The sequence below is a fragment of the Enterobacter cloacae genome (assembly GCF_011078175.1).
In the GTDB taxonomy this organism is placed as follows: Bacteria; Pseudomonadota; Gammaproteobacteria; order Enterobacterales; family Enterobacteriaceae; genus Enterobacter; species Enterobacter cloacae_Q.
Genome location: NZ_JAALCJ010000001.1, coordinates 64754 through 84887 on the forward strand (window position 1 = coordinate 64754; position 20134 = coordinate 84887).

At 56.1% G+C, this 20134-nt stretch carries 17 protein-coding genes; 6 read left to right on the forward strand and 11 right to left on the reverse strand.

Going from position 1 to position 20134, the window contains the following annotated elements:
- Nucleotides 1–4: 4 nt before the first annotated feature.
- Nucleotides 5–439 (reverse strand): DMT family transporter, encoded by a 435-nt coding sequence (locus tag G6Q29_RS00330; protein ID WP_003857304.1) that lies wholly within the window; start codon nucleotides 437–439, stop codon nucleotides 5–7.
- Nucleotides 440–537: 98 nt separating this feature from the next.
- Here G6Q29_RS00330 and G6Q29_RS00335 point away from each other — a divergent pair, with 98 nt between their 5' ends.
- Nucleotides 538–1470: a LysR family transcriptional regulator gene (locus tag G6Q29_RS00335; RefSeq protein WP_165464073.1), complete on the forward strand. Its 933-nt coding sequence runs from the start codon at nucleotides 538–540 to the stop codon at nucleotides 1468–1470.
- Nucleotides 1471–1473: 3 nt separating this feature from the next.
- On the opposite strand, the gene G6Q29_RS00340 is transcribed toward G6Q29_RS00335, so the two are convergent.
- A complete protein-coding gene (locus G6Q29_RS00340; protein ID WP_165464074.1) occupies nucleotides 1474–2502 on the reverse strand; it encodes a methionine synthase in 1029 nt (342 codons plus the stop codon).
- 27 nt (nucleotides 2503–2529) lie between these two features.
- Nucleotides 2530–3504: a DUF1852 domain-containing protein gene (locus G6Q29_RS00345; protein WP_165464075.1), complete on the reverse strand. Its 975-nt coding sequence runs from the start codon at nucleotides 3502–3504 to the stop codon at nucleotides 2530–2532.
- A 168-nt stretch (nucleotides 3505–3672) separates the two neighbouring features.
- Here G6Q29_RS00345 and G6Q29_RS00350 point away from each other — a divergent pair, with 168 nt between their 5' ends.
- A complete protein-coding gene (locus G6Q29_RS00350) occupies nucleotides 3673–4212 on the forward strand; it encodes a DUF2058 domain-containing protein (RefSeq protein ID WP_165464076.1) in 540 nt (179 codons plus the stop codon).
- A 7-nt stretch (nucleotides 4213–4219) separates the two neighbouring features.
- On the opposite strand, the gene G6Q29_RS00355 is transcribed toward G6Q29_RS00350, so the two are convergent.
- On the reverse strand, nucleotides 4220–4906 hold the full coding sequence (locus G6Q29_RS00355; protein ID WP_165464077.1) for an RluA family pseudouridine synthase: 687 nt from the start codon (nucleotides 4904–4906) through the stop codon (nucleotides 4220–4222).
- 90 nt (nucleotides 4907–4996) lie between these two features.
- The gene (gene azoR / locus G6Q29_RS00360) at nucleotides 4997–5602 is read right to left on the reverse strand and encodes an FMN-dependent NADH-azoreductase (protein WP_017693462.1); all 606 of its coding nucleotides are present in this window, start codon (nucleotides 5600–5602) and stop codon (nucleotides 4997–4999) included.
- 204 nt (nucleotides 5603–5806) lie between these two features.
- Between azoR and hrpA the strand changes: the two genes are divergently transcribed.
- On the forward strand, nucleotides 5807–9709 hold the full coding sequence (gene hrpA, locus G6Q29_RS00365; protein ID WP_165464078.1) for an ATP-dependent RNA helicase HrpA: 3903 nt from the start codon (nucleotides 5807–5809) through the stop codon (nucleotides 9707–9709).
- A gap of 85 nt (nucleotides 9710–9794) precedes the next feature.
- Here the strand turns inward: hrpA and G6Q29_RS00370 are convergent, their stop codons facing one another.
- The 4 genes from G6Q29_RS00370 to G6Q29_RS00385 all read right to left on the reverse strand — a co-directional run bounded on the left by G6Q29_RS00370 (nucleotide 9795) and on the right by G6Q29_RS00385 (nucleotide 14661).
- On the reverse strand, nucleotides 9795–10454 hold the full coding sequence (locus G6Q29_RS00370) for an O-methyltransferase (protein ID WP_045345243.1): 660 nt from the start codon (nucleotides 10452–10454) through the stop codon (nucleotides 9795–9797).
- 73 nt (nucleotides 10455–10527) lie between these two features.
- Entirely contained in the window at nucleotides 10528–11907 is a 1380-nt protein-coding gene (locus G6Q29_RS00375) for an efflux transporter outer membrane subunit (RefSeq protein WP_165464079.1), read from the reverse strand.
- On the reverse strand, nucleotides 11904–12986 hold the full coding sequence (locus G6Q29_RS00380; RefSeq protein WP_165464080.1) for an HlyD family secretion protein: 1083 nt from the start codon (nucleotides 12984–12986) through the stop codon (nucleotides 11904–11906). Before G6Q29_RS00380 ends, G6Q29_RS00375 begins: the two co-directional genes overlap by 4 nt.
- 19 nt (nucleotides 12987–13005) lie before the next feature.
- Nucleotides 13006–14661, reverse strand: coding sequence for an MFS transporter (locus G6Q29_RS00385; RefSeq protein WP_165464081.1), 1656 nt, complete (start codon nucleotides 14659–14661; stop codon nucleotides 13006–13008).
- Between the two features lie 215 nt (nucleotides 14662–14876).
- Here G6Q29_RS00385 and G6Q29_RS00390 point away from each other — a divergent pair, with 215 nt between their 5' ends.
- Together G6Q29_RS00390 and aldA are read left to right on the forward strand one after the other, a co-directional pair.
- Complete coding sequence (locus G6Q29_RS00390) at nucleotides 14877–15671, forward strand: YdcF family protein (protein ID WP_165464082.1); 795 nt, start codon at nucleotides 14877–14879, stop codon at nucleotides 15669–15671.
- 198 nt (nucleotides 15672–15869) lie between these two features.
- The gene (gene aldA, locus G6Q29_RS00395; protein WP_165464083.1) at nucleotides 15870–17309 is read left to right on the forward strand and encodes an aldehyde dehydrogenase; all 1440 of its coding nucleotides are present in this window, start codon (nucleotides 15870–15872) and stop codon (nucleotides 17307–17309) included.
- Nucleotides 17310–17354: 45 nt separating this feature from the next.
- Here aldA and G6Q29_RS00400 read toward each other — a convergent pair whose 3' ends face one another.
- Complete coding sequence (locus G6Q29_RS00400) at nucleotides 17355–18017, reverse strand: DUF1120 domain-containing protein (RefSeq protein ID WP_165464084.1); 663 nt, start codon at nucleotides 18015–18017, stop codon at nucleotides 17355–17357.
- Nucleotides 18018–18494: 477 nt separating this feature from the next.
- Here G6Q29_RS00400 and cybB point away from each other — a divergent pair, with 477 nt between their 5' ends.
- Entirely contained in the window at nucleotides 18495–19025 is a 531-nt protein-coding gene (cybB, locus tag G6Q29_RS00405; protein WP_165464085.1) for a cytochrome b561, read from the forward strand.
- A 40-nt stretch (nucleotides 19026–19065) separates the two neighbouring features.
- Here cybB and G6Q29_RS00410 read toward each other — a convergent pair whose 3' ends face one another.
- Nucleotides 19066–20133, reverse strand: coding sequence for an oxidoreductase (locus tag G6Q29_RS00410; RefSeq protein WP_165464086.1), 1068 nt, complete (start codon nucleotides 20131–20133; stop codon nucleotides 19066–19068).
- Nucleotide 20134: the final 1 nt, after the last annotated feature.

Genomic DNA, 20134 nt, shown 5'->3' on the forward strand with positions numbered 1-20134 from the left:
AACGTTACCCCTGCGCCACGAGAATGAGCGCGGCGATGATAAATCCCAGCGCAATAATGCGTTTTGTATCGATCCTGCGGTGCGGCGTACCCAGCAGGCCATAGTGATCAATAATCAGGCTTTTAAAGACCTGGCCTGCCAGAATGCCGATCATCGTCATGGCAATGCCAATCGCTGGCGTGGCAATGGTGAGAATGATGACGTAAACCGGGCCGAGCACGCCGCCCAACAGGTGCCATGAAGGCTGAGCAAAAAAAGAGGGACTGTTGCGGGGGCTGAAAAACAGCATCAGCAAAAACGTCAGCCCCGTTCCCACGCTGAATATGCTGAACGCCGCCCACAGGTCGCCCACCTCCGCGCCCAGCGGCCCCAGCAGCCCGGCTTCCACGGACAGCCCCATGCCGCCGGCAATCACCAGTAAAATTAAAATAATGTGCATAATGCCTTTTCTCCTTTTTCCAGGCGGAGAAGATTACGTCTCAACATCATTGAGAAAAATGCCATAATGCAGGAAACACCTGTGCAGGAAATGCATTAATGATAGATGCCGGACATATCAGCATTCGCGCGCTGCTGATCTTCATCGACGTATACGAAACGCAAAATTTTTCCGTGGTTGCGCGGCGGGAAGGGATTTCTGCGTCGCAGGTTTCCCGCGTAATCCACCAGCTTGAAGACGCCCTCGGGCAACAGCTGTTCTACCGCAACACGCGGGCGATTATGCCCACAGAGAGCGGTCATCTTTTTGTGCGCTATGCCCGGGCGATGGCAGGGAATATGGAGGATGCGCGACGCGAACTGGATGAACGCGCCCGCGAGCCGTCGGGCACGCTGCGTATCAATGGCCCGGTCTTTTTCGGACAAAGGCACATCGCGCCGGGCCTGCCGGGGCTTGTGGCGCGTTATCCTCGTCTTTCCATTGAACTGACCCTGACCGACGATTTTATCGATCCGCACCGTGACGCCGCGGACGTTATCTTCCGCATCGGCGCGCTGACGGACTCCTCGTTTCACGCCCGGGTGTTCGGTCAGCAGTTCTACCATCTGGCGGCCTCGCCGGACTATCTGCAAAAACATGGCGCGCCCGAGGGGCCGGACGATCTCAGCCGTCATCACTGTCTGGTTTACCGCGGCTCGTCCGGGCCTAACCGCTGGCTGATCCGGCAGCCGGGCGAGGCGTGGATCCACTATCCCATCGTACCGCTGATGACTTCCAATAACGCTGAAACGCTCCTGATTGCGGCGCTGGGCGGCATGGGCGTTGTGCTTTTCCCGGACTGGATGGTGAGCGAACGGCTCAAAAGCGGTGAGCTGGTGGCGCTGCTGCCGGAAATGGAGTGTTCAATTAATACGGAGCCGCTGACGATTGCGGCGATTTACCCGAACGCGCGTCATCCGCCCCTGAACGTCAGGGCGGTGATTGATTACTATATTGAGCGATTTGGTACGCCGCTGTACTGGCAAACCTGAGGATTAACGCGCAAGCTCGCGACGGATAATGTCAGCCCCGGCGCTTAACGCCTTCAGCTTACCGCTGGCGACCTGGCGGGAAAGGGGAGCCATACCGCAGTTGGTGGACGGATAGAGCTTGTCCGCATCAACAAACTGCAACGCCTTGCGCAGCGTATCGGCGACCTCTTCCGGCGTTTCGATGGTCTGGGTGGCGACGTCAATTGCCCCGACCATCACTTTTTTACCGCGGATAAGCTCCAGCAGATCCATCGGCACGCGCGAGTTGTGGCACTCCAGCGAGATGATATCGATCTTCGAGGTCTGTAACTTTGGAAATGCCTCTTCATACTGGCGCCACTCGGAGCCGAGCGTCTTTTTCCAGTCCGTGTTGGCTTTAATGCCATACCCGTAACAGATATGTACTGCGGTTTCGCATTTCAGCCCCTCAATGGCACGCTCCAGCGCGGCGATCCCCCAGTCATTCACCTCGTCGAAAAAAACGTTAAAGGCAGGTTCATCGAACTGAATAATGTCGACGCCAGCCGCTTCCAGCTCGCGGGCTTCCTGATTGAGAATCTTTGCGAACTCCCAGGCCAGCTTTTCACGGCTTTTATAGTGGGCATCGTATAGCGTGTCGATCATGGTCATCGGGCCGGGCAGCGCCCACTTGATCGGCTTATCCGTAAGCTGGCGCAGGTATTTCGCGTCGTCCACGAACACCGGCTTCTGACGCGCCACCGCGTCCACCACGGTTGGCACGCTCGCATCGTAGCGGTTACGGATCCGCACCGTCTGACGGTTCTCAAAATCCACGCCGCTGAGATGTTCAATAAAGGTGGTGACGAAATGCTGGCGGGTTTGTTCGCCATCGCTGACGATATCAATCCCCGCACGGAGTTGCTCGTCCAGAGACAAACGCAGCGCATCCTGTTTACCGGCAAGTAATTCGTCGTCCTGTAATTTCCACGGCGACCAGAGCGTTTCTGGCTGCGCAAGCCAGGTGGGTTTCGGCAGGCTGCCAGCCGTCGATGTCGGGAGCAATGTTTTCATAAGTAGAAACCTTTTATCCGTATTAAATTAAAGCGTGAAGTGATGAGACCACTGCTCAAGAAGGGTTTTATAGGGTTTGATAAATCGCTCTTCGGTATATTTCCCCTGCTCAATGGCCAGACGGCTGCGCTCTTCACGGTCATAGACGATTTTGGTTAATGAGTGATCCTGCTGATTCAGGTCGGGCTGATAGCACTGTCCCGCAGCGGAATTGGCATTGTAAATTTCCGGTCGATAGATCTTCTGGAACGTTTCCATGGTGCTGATGGTGCCGAACAGTTCCAGATCGGTGTAGCCGCGCAGTAAATCGCCGGTGAAGAAGAAGGCAAAAGGCGCGACGCTGTTCTCTGGCATAAAGTAGCGAACCTTCAGGCCCATTTTGGCGAAATACTGCTCCGTCAGCGACTCGCCATCCGGCTGGTACTCATAGCCCAGCACCGGATGGTGGTTACCGGTACGGCGGTAGGTGTCTTTGCTGGAGACGCTCAGGCAGATCACCGGCGCTTTTTTGAAGTTCTCCCGATATTCCGCAGAATGAATAAAACTCTTAAAGATATTGCCGTGCAGCTCACCGAAATTCTCGGGGAGGGTGAAGCGGGATTGTTCTTTATTGTGCTCCAGCAGCAGGACGCTAAAATCATAGTCACGGACATAGGATGAGAAGTTATTCCCGACGATGCCTTCAATGCGCTCGCTGGTCATTTTATCCACGATCGTCGTTTGCAGAATTTCGATGGCCGGGAAGGTAAATTCCCCGCCAATATTCATATCGACCGATACAATCTCCAGCTCGACGGCATAGCGGTCGGCTTTCGGGTTATCCCAGCTCGCCAGCGCGTTAAAGCGGTTATTGATCATCACCAGCGTGTTGCGCAGGTTCTCCTGACGCTTCTCGCCACGCGCCAGGTTGGCGAAGTTGGTGGTGGTACGCGTGTTTTCTGACGGGTTATAGTTTTCATCAAAGCAACTGCGCTTTAGGGTAAATGTGAAAGCCTGACTCATTTGGTTATGCATCCTAAGTTCATGTTGCCGGAACGTTATCAATGCATAATTTATGCCTGAGCCACTGGCGCAGGGGAAGTGACTTAATTTCACTGCAACATGAGGGTTCTTCATGCGCGGCCCATTCAGGTATAATCCCCGGAAATTTCCAACCGGTTTAAAACGATTATGACAAAACTCACCCTACAAGAGCAGATGCTCAAAGCGGGCTTAGTCAGCAGCAAGAAAGCGGCAAAGGTGCAGCGTACGGCAAAGAAATCGCGCGTCCAGGCGCGTGAGGCCCGTGAAGCGGTAGAAGAGAACAAGAAGGCACAGCTTGAGCGCGACAGGCAGCTAAGCGAACAGCAGAAGCAGGCGGTACTGGCGAAAGAGTTTAAAGCGCAGGTAAAGCAGCTGATCGAGATGAACCGCATCACCGTAACAAAAGGCAACATCACCTTTAACTTTACCGACGGCAACCTGATCAAAAAAATCGAGGTCGATAAGCAGACCCAGACTCAGCTGATCAACGGTCGTCTGGCAATTGCCCGTCTGGTGATTAACGCGCAAGGCGACTGCGAGTACGCGATTATCCCGGCGGTAGTGGCGGATAAAATTGCCCAGCGCGATGCGGACAGCATTGTGCTAAACAGCGCGCTGAGTCAGGATGAGCAGGACGAAGACGATCCGTATGCAGACTTCAAAATTCCTGACGATTTAATGTGGTAAAGCCCACTCAGAATGGCGCGGCGTGACGGGCGTTCATCGTCTCGCCGCTCAGCGGATGAATAAAATTCAGAACGCTGGCATGTAGCATCAGCCGGGACGTGTCTTCCGCGCCCGGCCATTCCAGACCACCATACAGATCGCACCCCAGAATAGGGTGGCCTAACTGCTGGCAGTGAATGCGCAGCTGGTGGGTGCGCCCGGTCTCCGGAGTAAGCTCAACCCGCGTCAACGGCATTGTCGTATCCTTGTAAAAACGTTCCATCACCCGATAGCGGGAGCGAGCGGGCTTACCGGTGCGGGCACAGATCGTCATCAGCGGAAACAGCGCCGGATCTTTGGCAATCGGCGCATCCACGGTCCCTTCGTCCTGTTCAACATGCCCGCACAGCAGAGCGGTGTAAACCTTGTTCACGGCGCGCTGGCTGAACTGGTGGCAAAGCGCGGCGTTGATCGCTTTGTTGCGCGCAATGACCATCAGACCCGAAGTGCCAAAATCAAGACGATGCACGAGCGTGCAGCCGGGAAAGGTTTGAACCAGACGATAGTGGACGGAATCGCGGTTTTGCGGATTTTTCCCGGACAGGCTGAGCAGACCGGAAGGTTTGTTGATCAGCAGCAGATGCTCGTCCTGCCAGAGGATCTCAATATCGTCGTGACAGGGTGGTGCAATAAACGTATCGATAATGACAGACATCAGGCCGCCGGGCTGGAGAATGGGTGCGGATGATAACGAAATACGGGGGAAAAGAAAAACCCTCCCACCGGGCGGTGAGAGGGGGAAAACTTAGGCAGCGACCAGGCTGTCGATAGCGGCTTTCGCGTCGGTCTGCGCTTTAGTGGCCACTTCCGGGCCGTAAGCGATACCTTCAGCGAACACGAAGTTCACGTCGGTAATGCCGATGAAGCCCAGGAACAACGTCAGGTACGGTGCGACCAGGTCGGTAGGGGTATCTTTATGAATACCGCCGCGGCTGGTCAGGACGATAGCGCGTTTACCTTTCACCAGGCCTTCCGGGCCGTTCTCGGTGTAACGGAAGGTTACGCCAGCGCGCGCCACCAGGTCGAAGTAGTTCTTCAGCTGAGTAGGAATGTTGAAGTTGTACATTGGCGCGTTGATCACGATAACGTCGTGCGCCTGCAACTCAGCAATCAGCTCGTCGGAGAGCGCCAGGGCTTCCTGCTGACGCGGGGTAAGCGGTGCATCGCTCGGACGCAGCGCGCCAACCAGCTCGCCGTCCAGCACAGGAATCGGGTTTGCCGCCAGGTCACGCACGGTGATTTCATCCGCGCTGTGCTGTTCACGCCACTGTTCAACGAAATAGTCAGACAGCTGACCAGACTGTGAATACCCTGCCAGAATACTGGATTTCAATACTAATACTTTGCTCATGGGAAATTCCTGTTTTTTATTTGATTGAAGGGGGTTGCCCCGTTGCTTGTTGACACTTTATTCACAATCCTGCCACAGGGATAGCGCAATATATCGAAGCCTATGTTCGAATTTTTTGAATAAGGCGCAAAAAGCGCTGATGTGGTACTCTATAGCAATCATTAAAAAGAGATTTTATCCGGCAGTGCACTGCCCGTTAACGCTATGACAGAACACCAAAAATTGACCTTCCCGATGCTGATGCAAAAGCTTGATTCGCTGATGCTGCGCGATAAACAGCGGTTTGCGCGCCGTCTGCACGGCGTTAAGAAGGTTAAAAATCCTGATGCACAACAGGCCATTTACCAGGAGATGGCCAACGAGATTGAACAGGCGGCAGGGAAAGTTGTGCTGCGTGAAGCCGCACGTCCGGAGATTACCTATCCGGAAAATCTGCCCGTCAGCCAGAAGAAACAGGACATTCTTGAGGCCGTACGCGACCACCAGGTGGTGATCGTCGCGGGGGAAACCGGTTCAGGTAAAACCACTCAGCTGCCGAAAATCTGCATGGAGCTGGGCCGCGGGGTGAAAGGGCTGATCGGTCACACCCAGCCGCGTCGTCTGGCGGCGCGCACCGTGGCGAACCGTATTGCGGAAGAGCTGCAAACGGAGCCGGGCGGCTGCATCGGCTACAAGGTGCGATTCAGCGACCACGTCAGCGATAACACCATGGTTAAGCTGATGACCGACGGTATCCTGCTGGCGGAAATCCAGCAGGATCGTCTGCTGATGCAGTACGACACCATCATCATCGATGAAGCGCACGAGCGCAGCCTGAACATCGACTTCCTGCTCGGCTACCTGAAAGAGCTGCTGCCCCGGCGTCCGGATCTGAAAATCATCATCACCTCCGCGACCATCGACCCGGAGCGCTTCTCAAAACATTTCAACAATGCGCCGATTATTGAGGTGTCAGGACGCACGTATCCGGTGGAAGTGCGCTATCGCCCGATTGTGGAAGAGGCGGACGATACCGAGCGCGACCAGCTTCAGGCCATCTTTGATGCCGTCGACGAGCTGGGCAACGAGAGTTCTGGCGACATTCTGATCTTCATGAGCGGCGAGCGCGAGATCCGCGATACCGCCGATGCGCTCAGCAAGCGCGATCTGCGCCATACTGAGATCCTGCCGCTGTACGCGCGCCTGTCGAACAGCGAGCAGAACCGCGTGTTCCAGCCGCACAGCGGGCGCCGCATCGTGCTGGCGACCAACGTGGCCGAAACTTCGCTGACCGTACCGGGCATTAAATACGTGATCGACCCGGGTACGGCGCGCATCAGCCGCTACAGCTACCGCACCAAAGTTCAGCGCCTGCCGATTGAGCCGGTTTCGCAGGCGTCGGCTAATCAGCGTAAGGGCCGCTGCGGCCGCGTTTCGGAAGGGATCTGTATTCGTCTCTATTCGGAAGACGATTTCCTGTCGCGCCCGGCGTTTACCGACCCGGAGATCCTGCGGACCAACCTGGCATCCGTTATCCTGCAAATGACCGCGCTGGGGCTGGGCGATATCGCCGCCTTCCCGTTTGTGGAAGCGCCGGATAAGCGCAATATTCAGGACGGGGTGCGGCTGCTGGAAGAGCTGGGGGCCATCACCACCGACGAACAGGCGACGGCCTACAAGCTAACGCCATTGGGCCGCCAGCTTAGCCAGTTGCCGGTCGACCCGCGTCTGGCGCGCATGGTGCTGGAGGCGCAAAAACACGGCTGCGTGCGCGAGGCGATGATCATTACCTCGGCGCTCTCCATTCAGGATCCGCGCGAGCGTCCGATGGACAAGCAGCAGGCGTCGGACGAAAAACACCGTCGCTTCCACGATAAAGAGTCCGATTTCCTCGCCTTTGTGAACCTGTGGAACTACCTTGGCGAGCAGCAAAAAGCGCTCTCGTCGAACCAGTTCCGCCGTCAGTGCCGGGTGGATTTCCTCAACTACCTGCGCGTGCGCGAGTGGCAGGATATCTACACCCAGCTGCGCCAGGTGGTAAAAGAGCTGGGCATCCCGGTAAACAGCGAACCGGCGGAGTACCGCGAAATTCATATCGCCCTGTTGACCGGCCTGCTGTCCCATATCGGGATGAAGGATGCGGATAAGCAGGAATATACCGGCGCGCGCAACGCGCGTTTCTCCATCTTCCCGGGCTCCGGTTTGTTTAAGAAACCGCCGAAGTGGACCATGGTCGCCGAGCTGGTGGAAACCAGCCGTCTGTGGGGGCGAATTGCCGCGCGTATCGATCCGGAGTGGGTTGAGCCGGTGGCGCAGCACCTGCTGAAACGCTCGTACAGCGAGCCGCACTGGGAGCGCGGGCAGGGCGCGGTGATGGCGACGGAAAAAGTCACCGTCTACGGCCTGCCGGTGGTTGCCGCGCGCAAGGTTAACTACAGCCAGATTGACCCGGCGCTAAGTCGCGAGCTGTTTATCCGCCACGCGCTGGTGGAAGGCGACTGGCAGACGCGTCATGCCTTCTTCCGCGAAAACCTGAAGCTGCGCGCCGAGGTGGAAGAGCTTGAGCACAAGTCCCGCCGTCGCGACATTCTGGTGGACGACGAGGCGCTGTTCGAGTTTTACGATCAGCGCATCAGTCACGACGTGATTTCCGCCCGCCACTTTGACAGCTGGTGGAAGAAGGCCAGTAAAGAGACGCCGGACCTGCTCAACTTTGAAAAGAGCATGCTGATCAAAGAGGGCGCGGAGTCGGTCAGCAAGCTCGATTACCCGAACTTCTGGCATCAGGGCAACCTCAAGCTGCGTCTGACCTATCAGTTTGAGCCGGGCGCGGATGCCGATGGTGTGACGGTGCACATTCCGCTGCCGCTGTTAAACCAGGTGGATGAGAGCGGGTTTGAATGGCAAATTCCCGGCCTGCGCCGCGAGCTGGTCATTGCATTAATCAAATCCCTGCCTAAACCGGTGCGGCGTAACTTTGTGCCGGCGCCGAACTACGCCGAAGCGTTTTTAGGCCGCGTCACGCCGCTGGAGCTGCCGCTGCTGGACGCGCTGGAGCGCGAGTTCCGACGCATGACAGGGACCACCATTGACCGCGACGACTGGAACTGGGATCAGGTGCCCGATCACCTGAAAATTACCTTCCGCGTGGTGGACGATAAAAATAAAAAGCTGCTGGAAGGCCGCTCGCTTTCTGAACTGAAGGATGCCCTGAAGGGCAAAGTACAGGAAACCCTGTCTGCCGTGGCGGACGACGGTATCGAGCAGAGCGGGCTGCATATCTGGAGCTTTGGTCAGCTTCCGGAAAGCTATGAGCAGAAGCGGGGGAATTATAAGGTGAAAGCCTGGCCTGCGCTGGTCGACGAACGTGACAGCGTGGCGATCAAGCTGTTTGACAATCCGCAGGAGCAACAGCAGATGATGTGGCGCGGGCTGCGTCGGCTGCTGCTGCTGAACATCCCGTCGCCGATTAAGTATCTGCACGAGAAGCTGCCGAACAAAGCCAAGCTGGGGCTTTACTTTAACCCGTACGGTAAGGTGCTGGATCTGATCGACGACTGCATCTCCTGCGGTGTGGATAAGCTGATCCACGAGGCGGGCGGCCCGGTCTGGACGGAAGAGGGCTTTGCTCAGCTTCATGAAAAGGTGCGCGCGGAGCTGAACGACACCGTGGTGGAGATTGCCAGACAGGTCGAGCAGATCCTCACCGCCGTGTTCAATATCAACAAGCGCCTGAAGGGGCGGGTGGATATGACCATGGCCCTGGGTCTGTCGGACGTGAAGGCGCAGATGGCGGGGCTGGTGTATCGGGGCTTTGTCACCGGCAACGGCTTTAAGCGTCTGGGCGATACGCTGCGTTATTTGCAGGCGATTGAAAAACGTCTGGAGAAAATGGCGGTCGATCCGCATCGCGACCGCGCGCAGATGCTGAAAGTCGAAAACGTGCAGCAGGCGTGGCAGCAGTGGCTGAACAAACTGCCGCCGGCGCGTCGTGATGATGACGACGTGCGCGAGATCCGCTGGATGATTGAGGAGCTGCGCGTCAGCTTCTTTGCTCAGCAGCTGGGTACGCCGTATCCCATTTCGGATAAGCGTATCTTGCAGGCGATGGAGCAGATTTCCGGCTAAAACCGTTGCCCGGTGGCGCTGCGCTTACCGGGCCTACGGTAAAACATGTAGGCCGGGTAAGGCGTAGCCGCCACCCGGCTTTTGTTCACCCGTTCACCATCGCCAGCGTAAACCCATCCCATCCCTTAATGCCCACCGTTTGCAGCGCAGTGGCGGTTAAGCGCGGGTTATCTCCAGTCATCTCGATAAACTTCCGTACTCCCTGCACGCGTGCATCGTCGCTTTGCCCGTTAATCACCTCGCCGTCACGTACCACGTTGTCGCCGATAATGACCGTGCCGGGGCGGGAGTAGTGCAGCGACCACTCCAGGTAACCGGGATTGTTAGGCTTATCGGCATCAATAAAGATCAGGTCGAAGGGAGGGACGTCACCGAAATTCTCGAGCGACTTTAGCGCCGGGCCTTCAATCAATTCGATACGATCGCTGAGTCCCGCGAGGTGAATGTTCTGGCGTGCAACAGCGCCATGTTTCGGGTCCGCTTCAAGCGTAATCAGCTTTCCATCCGGCGGCAGGGCGCGCGCCATCCAGATTGAGCTATACGCACCCAGCGTACCGATTTCCAGTATTCGACGCGCCTGTGTCATGCGGACAAACAGCGCCAGCAGTTGCCCCTGATTAGCGGCAACATCGTGCTCGGGCAAACCGGCGCGTTTGTTGTTTTCAAGCACGCTCTGGAGAACCTCATCCTCAGGAATAAGCGAAGAAATCATGTAAGTATCTACTGAACACCACTGTTGTTGCATAGATTGACTCCCTGGAGGGTATCGTCGGGTGCGAAATGTAGGCCCGGTAAGCGCAGCGCCACCGGGCATGTCTTCAGGCACTGCTCCAGCCGCCGCCCAGCGCTTTATACAAATCAATTTGCGCCAGCAGCAGGTTGTTTTTCACCTGTACCACGCTGGTCTGCACCGAGAACAGCGTGCGCTGCGCATCGAGCTCATCCAGATAAGAAGAGTATCCGTTGCGGTAGCGGTTTTGCGCAATCCGCAGCGTCTCCTGCGCGACCGTCTGCTGTGCCAGCAGCTCGGTAAGCTGTTCCTGATAGCGGGTGATGGCATCAAGAGTGTCATTCACCTCAGCAAACGCGTTACGCACGGTTTTTTCGTAGCTATACAGCGCCTGATTCCGCTGGGACTGAGAGATATCTACCTGCGCATTCAGCGCCTGACGGTTCAGCAGCGGCGCAAGAATACTGCCGCCCACGCTCCAGAGCTGTAGCGGGTTATCCAGCAATCCCGACAGCGTGCGATCCTGCACCGATCCCGTGGCCGTGAGGTTGATCGACGGCAGCAGGCTGGCGCGCGACGCCGCCAGCGTCGCGTCCGCCGCAATCAGCTGACGTTCAGCCTGGACGATATCCGGACGCCGGTTCAGTAACGTCGACGGCAACTGGGAGGGCAGTTGAAGCGGCGTCAGGGCATCAAAGCTTTCACCGCGAGCAACGTCTCCCGGGTTGCCGCCCAGCAGAAGGCTAAGTGCATTCTCCTGTTGCGCAACCTGGTGCTGAAGCAGTGGAACCTGGGCGCGGGTAGCGCGAAGCTCAGAATCCGATTGCATCAGTTCAAGGCGAGAGCTGTATCCCGTCTCAAACTGTCGTTTAGCGAGGTTGAACGCCTCTTCACGTGATTTCAGCGTGGAACGCGTAACGCGAAGCTGTTCATCCAGCGACAGCAGGGTGACGTACCCGGATGCGACCGACGAAGCGACGGTAAGATCTGCCGCGGCGGCGGCCGCCTTTTGTGCCTCAAGCGATGCTTCAGCGGCACGGGAGGTGCTGCGGTTTACGCCCCAGATATCCACGTCGTAGCTGGCGGTCAGGCTGCCTTTGTACAGCGAACCGTATACCGGCAGACCCGTGGCGGCAGACTGGGAGCGCGCGCGGGTGCCGGTCACGCCCGCGTCAAGCGACGGGAACAGGCTGCCGTCGGCGGCGTACACCCGGGCCTGGTACTCGTTAATCCGCTCCCGGGCGATCAGCACGTCGCTGTTATTCTTCAGCGCCTGATCCACATAGCGGTTCAGATTGCTGTCGTGGAAATTACGCCACCAGAGCTGTTCTGTCGGGCTGGTCGGCCCCGACGTCGCGCGCCACTGGGCCGGTATGTGCAGGGACGATTTGGCGGGCTCAACGTCTACCGACTGGCATCCCGCCAGGATAGCCATCATCAGCAGGCCGGCTATCGGGCGAAGCGTCATTGTTTCGTCTCCCGCGTGTCGATGGTCACCTGCACCGACATGCCAGGGCGCAGCAGCCGGTACGCCTCCGGCTCACCGAGTACCTCAATGCGTACCGGGATGCGCTGGGCGATTTTAACAAAGTTGCCCGTGGCGTTATCCGGGGTGATAGCGCTGAACTCGACGCCTGTGGCCGGGGATATGCTCTCCACGCGGCCCTGATAGGCTTTATCGTTTAAGGCATCGACGGTGAATTTCACCGGCTGTCCGACGCGTAAATTCGCCAGCTGCGTCTCTTTGATATTGGCGATCACCCAGTGCTGCGGCGGGACCAGCGTGGTAAGGTGCGTCCCGGCGGTGACGTACGCCCCCAGACGCACCGCAATCTGCCCGAGCTGACCGTCACGCGGCGCGACAATGCGGGTGTTTTGCAGATCGATCTGCGCCAGCTCCAGCGCGGCCTTCGCATTCTCAACGTCGGCCTCCAGCGAACCGCGATTGACGATAACCGTTTGTAAATCCTGACGAGACATCTCAAGCGTTGCTTTCGCCTGGTCGATATCGGCGCGTCCCTGGGCGGCACTGGCCAGCGCCGAATCGCGCTCGCGAATGGAAAGGGAGCCGTCCGCGGTCAGCTCTTTCACGCGTTTCAAATCCGCCTGGGTTTTCAGACTTTGGGCACGGGCGTTTTTCAGCGCCGCCTCGTTTTTGGCAATCACCGCTTCCGCGCTTTTGCGCTGTTGCAGGTTGTTATTCAGGGCTGCAATTTTCATTGCCAGCTGCGCCTCGGCCTGATGGACGCGCTGGCGATAGATGCGGTCATCTATCTGCAACAGCAGCTCGCCTTTTTTAACCTGCTCGAAATCCTGAACATGGACCTCGGTAATGTAGCCGTTTACCTGCGGACTGATGAACGTCGTCTGGCCGCGCACGTAGGCGTTATCGGTAAACTGGGCATGACGCGTGAACGGGGGCAACTGCCAGGCATAAAGGATCACCAGTACCCCGACAATGCCGATAGCCGCAGCGGTGAAAATGGAAACGACGCGCACATTTTTGCGGGTGTTGGCCTGCTCTTTGGCGGCATCCTGCTGACTCATAACCTCTCCTGAAAAATTGTCATTGCTTGTTGCCAGTGGCGTTCTTAAGGGCCATACGGGCGGTGATGCGCAGGCGCAGCAAGCGCCATAAAATCCAGACCAGCGTGGCAGTGGCAATGCTCGCCGTCAGGAGATAAGTATCGTTGTAAGCCAGAATATTTGCCTCAAGCGCCGTCACCGTCTGGAGCTGGGTAATGGCCTGGGTTCCCAGCAGGGAACTGTCGCCAATCAGGCTTTTATACATCTGGGTGTAAAGCTGAATGCGTTCGTTCACCAGCGGATTAAGGGTGGTGAGCTGGTCAGCCAGCAGGCTGGAATGGTACTTCTCGCGCCAGGTCTGGAAAGTACCGAGGATCGCGGAACCCAGCAGGCCCCCAAGGTTCTGACTCATGCCAAACATCACGGAAAAGCTGACCAGATTGCGCGGATCGGCGATCACCCCACCAATGGCGGCCAGCATCGCAGGCGCGAGGAAGAAAGCGCTGCCGAAGCCCAGCAGGAACTGGCTAAAAATAAGCTGATCCGGCCGGGTCAGGTTGTTGGACTGGCTGTCCAGCAGCGAGGCAACGATCATCAGCGCCAGCGAGGTGATTATCGGCCAGGCCAGTTTAGTGGGCTTAATCGTCAGACAGCTGGTGACGATACCGCAGACGATCCCGGCGAAAATAGCCCACGCCAGATGGGTCATCTGTTCATTCTGTAGGCCCACATATTGCAGCCAGCCGATGACGCCCGTGTTTTGCTCCGCCAGTACGATGCGGATCAGCAGCATAATCAGACCCAGGCGTACGATGCTGCCGCTGGACAGCCAACGGGTATTGAGCAGCGGGTTGCTACGGTTATGTTCAAACACGATCGCAGAGACAATCAGCACCAGCGAGAGGGCCAGCGCCCAGCCGATCCACGGCGCTTCAAACCACCAGTCCAGACGCCCTAACGACAGAACCGCGCACAGCAGCGCCATGCCGGGCGCAAGCAAAAAGAAGGTGATGAAATCTTTCTTCTCGAAGACTTTGCGCCGATCGCCCGGCGGCAGCTTGAGCACCATCACGCAGGCCAGGGAGATCAGGGCCAGACCCAGCTCGAAGAAGTACAGCCCGCGCCACTCATCAAGCTGTAACAGCTCGGTGGAGAACAGCCGCGCCAGCGGGATCGCCAGCGACGAGCCTGTTATGCCGATGGTCAGCGCCTTCAGTCGGTGCTTTGCGGGCCAGGCCTGTATCTGGTAATAAATGCCGAGCGAGCTGAGCGCGGCGGCGACCATCCCGTGTGCCGCCCGTACCATCAGAGCAGAGCTGAGATCGTTCACAAACAGGTGGAAAAAGGTGACCAGCACATACAGCACCAGGAAGCCTTCCGTAAAGGCGCGCAAACCGTACTGCTGGCGAAACTTTACCAGCAGCAGGTTGATAGAGACGTTGGTCATGACATAGACGGCAGGCAACCAGGCGATTTCAGTCGACCAGGCGCCAAAGGTGCCTTGCAGGTTTTGCAGATTGGCGGTGACGACCGCGTTACCCAGCGCCCCGGTCAGACATACCAGCAGGCCGACCACGCCATAGGCGATCCGTTTGGGGGTTGGATGTTCCGGGGTGGAAGGGGAACCCAGCAGGGCGGGTTTCTCGTGTGGCTGCCACTCGCGAGGAGCATAAGGGTCGCGTTGGGGCAGGCGCATAACGTGGTTTACCTTTCAAAAAGTTGAATTGTGTGCGGGCTAATGATTCTAAGGCTGACGCAAATCATAATTCAAGTGAATGCGATTTTCGCATGTTAATCAAATGTGAGAGCTTTTTGAGAACGTCCCAGCCCGTTTTTTTCAGCATTCATGCCATAGCATGACGCCCAGAAAGGGGGATAATCGAAGGCTCTGTATGCTGTAAGAAGGTAACGATGACAATGGCACTTTTCCCCTGTCTGCCTGGCACAACCCTCGACGCCGTGAATACCGTTGGGGCGTGGCTTGCTCAGGACGACTATCAGGACAACCAGCCCGTTGATCTGGTGATTCTGGCGGGTAACGCGGTGATCCCCGCGATTGATGCTGCCTGTAAAATCGCGGCTGAACAGGGTGTTCCTCTGATCATCAGCGGCGGGATCGGTCACTCGACGACCTTCCTCTACGCCGCGATTGCGAAGCACCCCCGCTACAACAGGATACCCACCACCGGGCGTGCTGAGGCGGCTATTCTTGCCGACATCGCCCGTGAATTCTGGAACATTCCGGCTGAGCATCTTCACGTTGAGGATCAGTCGACCAACTGCGGCGAAAACGCCCGCTTCAGCCGGGCGTTGATGAAACAATCCGGTCTGAACGCCGCCCGGGTGCTGGTGGTACAGGACCCGACAATGCAGCGTCGCACAATGGCTACGTTCGTCCGTGTATGCCGTGACGAGGCCGCATCGCCCGCATGGGTGAGTCATCCCGGCCTGACGCCCGTACTGCAAAACAGCGACGACGGTCTGGTGTTTAGCGGTCCGGTCGAGGGGTTATGGCCGGTAGAACGCTACCTGTCGCTGGTGCTGGGTGAATTTCCGCGACTCAGGGACGACATCAACGGCTACGGTCCGGCAGGACGTGATTTCATTGCTCATGTCGATATCCCTGCCGACGTGGACGCCGCATGGCAGATCCTGCGAAACGACGTCATTCTCACCGACGCGCTGGTTAGCCGTTCTTTGCTGTAATGCTCTGCCCGTTTGCGCCATCTTTCTCGCAAACGGGCATCTTATGTTGTCGAGATGTGATTTTTAAAACGGGATATTCCTTTTCTTTTATGAGGTATCTCACAAAAACAGCCTCCCAGGGTAGGCAATCGCTCCTGCAATTGTAGTTTTTAACAATAACTTAACTTGTTAAAAACAGTGTAATTACAGGAGCAGGCTATGACAGTACCCGTACAACATCCTATGTATATCAATGGACAGTTTGTTGCCTGGCAGGGTGATACATGGATTGACGTTATCAATCCGTCCACGGAAGAGGTCATTTCCCGTATTCCCGACGGTACCGCCGCAGATGCCCGCAAAGCTATTGATGCGGCAGAGCGCGCGCAGGCTGGCTGGGAGGCGCTGCCTGCCATTGAACGCGCCAACTGGCTGCGCAAAATTTCCGCCGGTATTCGCGAGCGCGTCAGTGAAATCAGCGCGCTGATCGTGGCCGAAGGCGGCAAGATCCAGCAGCTGGCGGAAGTAGAAGTGAACTTTACCGCGGACTATATCGACTATATGGCCGAGTGGGCCCGGCGTTATGAGGGGGAAATCATTCAGAGCGACCGTCCGGGCGAATGTATTCTGGTGTTTAAGCGCGCCCTCGGCGTGACCACCGGCATTCTGCCGTGGAACTTTCCCTTCTTCCTGATTGCCCGCAAGCTCGCCCCCGCGTTGCTCACCGGTAACACCATCGTTATCAAGCCAAGCGAATTTACCCCAAACAACGCCATTGCGTTTGCCAAAATCGTCGATGAGATTGGCCTGCCGAAAGGCGTCTTTAACCTGGTGCTGGGCCGCGGTGAAACCGTCGGACAGGAGCTGGCCGGGAACCCGAAAGTGGCGATGGTCAGCATGACCGGCAGCGTCGCGGCGGGTGAAAAGATCATGACTGCGGCTGCGAAAAATATCACCAAAGTGGGGCTGGAGCTGGGTGGCAAAGCCCCGGCAATCGTGATGGACGATGCCGACCTGGAGCTGGCCGTGAAGGCTATTGTGGATTCACGCGTTATCAACACCGGACAGGTATGCAACTGTGCTGAACGTGTCTATGTCCAGAAGGGGATCTACGACCGTTTCGTGAATCGTCTGGGTGAGGCAATGAAAGCCGTTCAGTTTGGTAATCCGGCAGAAAGAACGGATATTGCCATGGGGCCGCTGATTAACGCCGCCGCGCTGGAGCGCGTGGAGCAGAAGGTGGCGCGCGCGGTGCAGGAGGGGGCTAAAGTGGCTCTTGGCGGTAAGGCGGCAGAAGGCAAAGGATATTTTTATCCCCCAACGTTGCTGCTGGACGTTCGTCAGGATATGGCCATCATGCACGAAGAGACCTTCGGTCCGGTGCTGCCCGTGGTGGTTTTCGACACCCTGGAAGAGGCGCTGAACATGGCCAATGACAGTGACTACGGTTTAACCTCGTCCGTTTATACGCAGGATCTGAATATCGCCATGAAAGCCATTAAAGGGCTTAAATTTGGCGAAACATATATTAACCGCGAGAATTTTGAAGCGATGCAGGGCTTCCATGCGGGATGGCGTAAATCCGGTATTGGCGGGGCAGATGGTAAGCACGGTCTGAATGAATATTTGCAGACACAGGTGGTGTATTTACAGGCGTAAAAAAAATCGGGCCTTAACGGGCCCGATTTGAATCAAATACAGCGATTACAGGTATACCAGAGACAGAGTAGCCTGACCGTCGAGCTGGGTGTCGTCGGTGATAGCCAGGGTCGCGGTATCACGAATCACCAGGTTAGAAACGAAATTAAAACCTGCCGTTGTGATCGCCAGTGGTTCAGTTGTACCAGTGGTCGCAAATGCTGAAGTAGTAAATGCGTCGCTACGTGGAACGACAGATTTTTGCCACTTGTCAGCACTCCAGTCGTCATTTTTGATGATGGCATCAACGGTTGCACCATTTGCGGTGACATCCTTCATCCACAGGCCATAGTTACCGATTTTAACACCGCCAGTCGTTGTACCTACACCATAGGTGTAGTAAGCGTCTGTCATATCGGCATTACCATGAACTTCAACTGGCAGCTGAGCATTGCTGTCCTTACGGTCGTCCTGAACTTTAAAACCAACTTTCGTTGCTGCTGTGCAGGTAATCGTTACGGGAACTTCTTTTTCACCAATAACGTTATTGGTGGTAGCAGATAAACCACCGAGATTAATTCTTCCATAGTCAATCACACCACCATTACCGATTTCTGGTGTGCAAGCTGAGTTTGTCAGAGTACCTTTAACTTTAAGTACAGCAGTTTCAGCTGCGAAAGCGGAAGTAGTGCACAACGCGATTACTGTAGCAAGAATTGCCTTTTTCATCCTTGATCCTTGAATAATGTAGTTAAATGTAAAAAAAAGATTCATAACGATTGAACGGTTAAGTGTTTTAACTGACCTCTTCCGTTCGGTGGCCATAATAGCGACTTCCCGCATTAAAAAAATTTATAAAAAATAAAAGACCTTTTAAGAAAAAATCAGCTTTTAATTTTTACTGAATTGTTTTATTGCTCTTATTTATATTCTGAATAAGGTTCATCAGTCATGCAGGCGGGCGTGCAAACGTTCTGCTGGAACGAACGCCGGGGATGCAAGGCGAAGAGAGAGGAGTAACTTATTGAATTGCAATAAGTGAGTTCATCTGTAGTTAGCATGATAACCCCGCTATCCTCGTAAACTACTGTACAGCCCTAATAAATAGGCCGTTTTCCATTACGTTTGAAACATGCAAAATTTTAATGAATTTTTTGCCGAAGCTGGGTATGTTGGCGCAATCCGTAACAGTCATCAGGAAATTACATGCGCACAAAATATACAGGTCTGCAAATTTGCATTCACTGGCTGGTCTTTTTTTTAGTCATTATGGCCTATTGCGCCATGGAGTTCAGAGGGTGGTTTCCGCGAACCGATCGTCCGCTGATTAATATGATCCATGTTTCCTGCGGGATTAGCATTCTGGTGCTGATGGTGGCGCGCCTGCTCATCCGCCTCAAATTTCCGGCTCCGCCAATTCAGCCGAAACCAAAAGCGATGATCACCGGGCTGTCCCATCTCGGACATCTGGTCATTTACCTGCTGTTCATTGCGCTGCCGCTGATCGGCATGGTGATGATGTATAACCGTGGAAATGACTGGTTTGCCTTTGGCCTGACGATGCCGCATGCCGCGGAGGGGAATTTTGACCTGGTGGACACCCTAAAAGAGTGGCACGTGACGCTGGCGAATCTGGGTTATTTCGTGATTGGTTTGCACGCCTTTGCCGCGTTGATGCACCATTATTTCTGGAAAGACAACACGCTGCTGCGCATGATGCCGAAAAAGCGTCAGTAACCCACCATGCCCTGCAAACCCGCAGGGCATTTTTCGCCAGTTATTGCAGTTGCGCCCGCTCCTGCGCCGTTAAATCCAGCGTCTGGGTTGAACCCGTTTGCGACGATTTTACCGCCGCTTCCAGCACCGCCATCACCGCCAGGGCCTCCACAGGAGGGACCGGGTTGTTAATGTTGCCGTTCAGGGCATCGCGCACATGTATATAGTACTGTCGCTGATCGCCTTTTGGCGCAGGGATAGTGCTGGCTTCACCCTGGGCATTAAACAGCACCATATTGTCACTGTCTTCCCCCCAGCTTGTGCTACCCGGAATGACGCCCGCCAGCAGCTGGGCTTCCTGCTGATCGATACGCGCTTTCAGCACGCTGGCTTTATCGCCGTGAACGGTAAAGCGGGAAACGCCACCTGCCACCAGCATGCTGCAATGGAGGACCACTTTATGTTCCGGATAATTCAGCACCACGTGCGCCCAGTCGTTAATCTCCGCACCCTCACGCAGGGTGGCGATGTTGCCCTGTACCGACTGCGGCAGACCAAACAGCTGTAACGTCTGGTCAATCATGTGCGGCCCTAAATCGAACCACAGGCCGCTGCCCGGAACGTTTTGCTCTCTCCAGCGCGCACGAACCTCAGGGCGGAAGCGATCGATATGTGACTCAAAGTGTTTTACTTTGCCGATGCTGCCTTGCTCAATGACGTGCTTAATGCCGAGAAAATCGCTGTCCCAGCGGCGGTTATGAAAGACTGAGAGCAGCAGCTGTTTTTTTTGCGCAAGCGCAATCAGATCGCGCGCTTCCTGCATATCCAGCGTAAAGGGCTTATCTACCACCACGTGCTTGCCAGCGTTCAGGGCCATCGTAGCCAGCGGGGCATGGGTCGCGTTAGGGGAGGCGATAACCACGAGGTCGATATCCGGGTGCTGAATGGCTTCTTCCGGCGTGGCGACAACAAGGACGTCCGGCAGGTCGCGTTTCACCTTCTCTTCATCCCGGGATGAGACCACCGCCAGCTTCAGGCCTTCGACGGACCGGATCAGCGGGGCATGGAACGTCTTACCTACAAAACCATACCCGATCAGCGCAATATTCATTGTCTTTACTTTATTCATG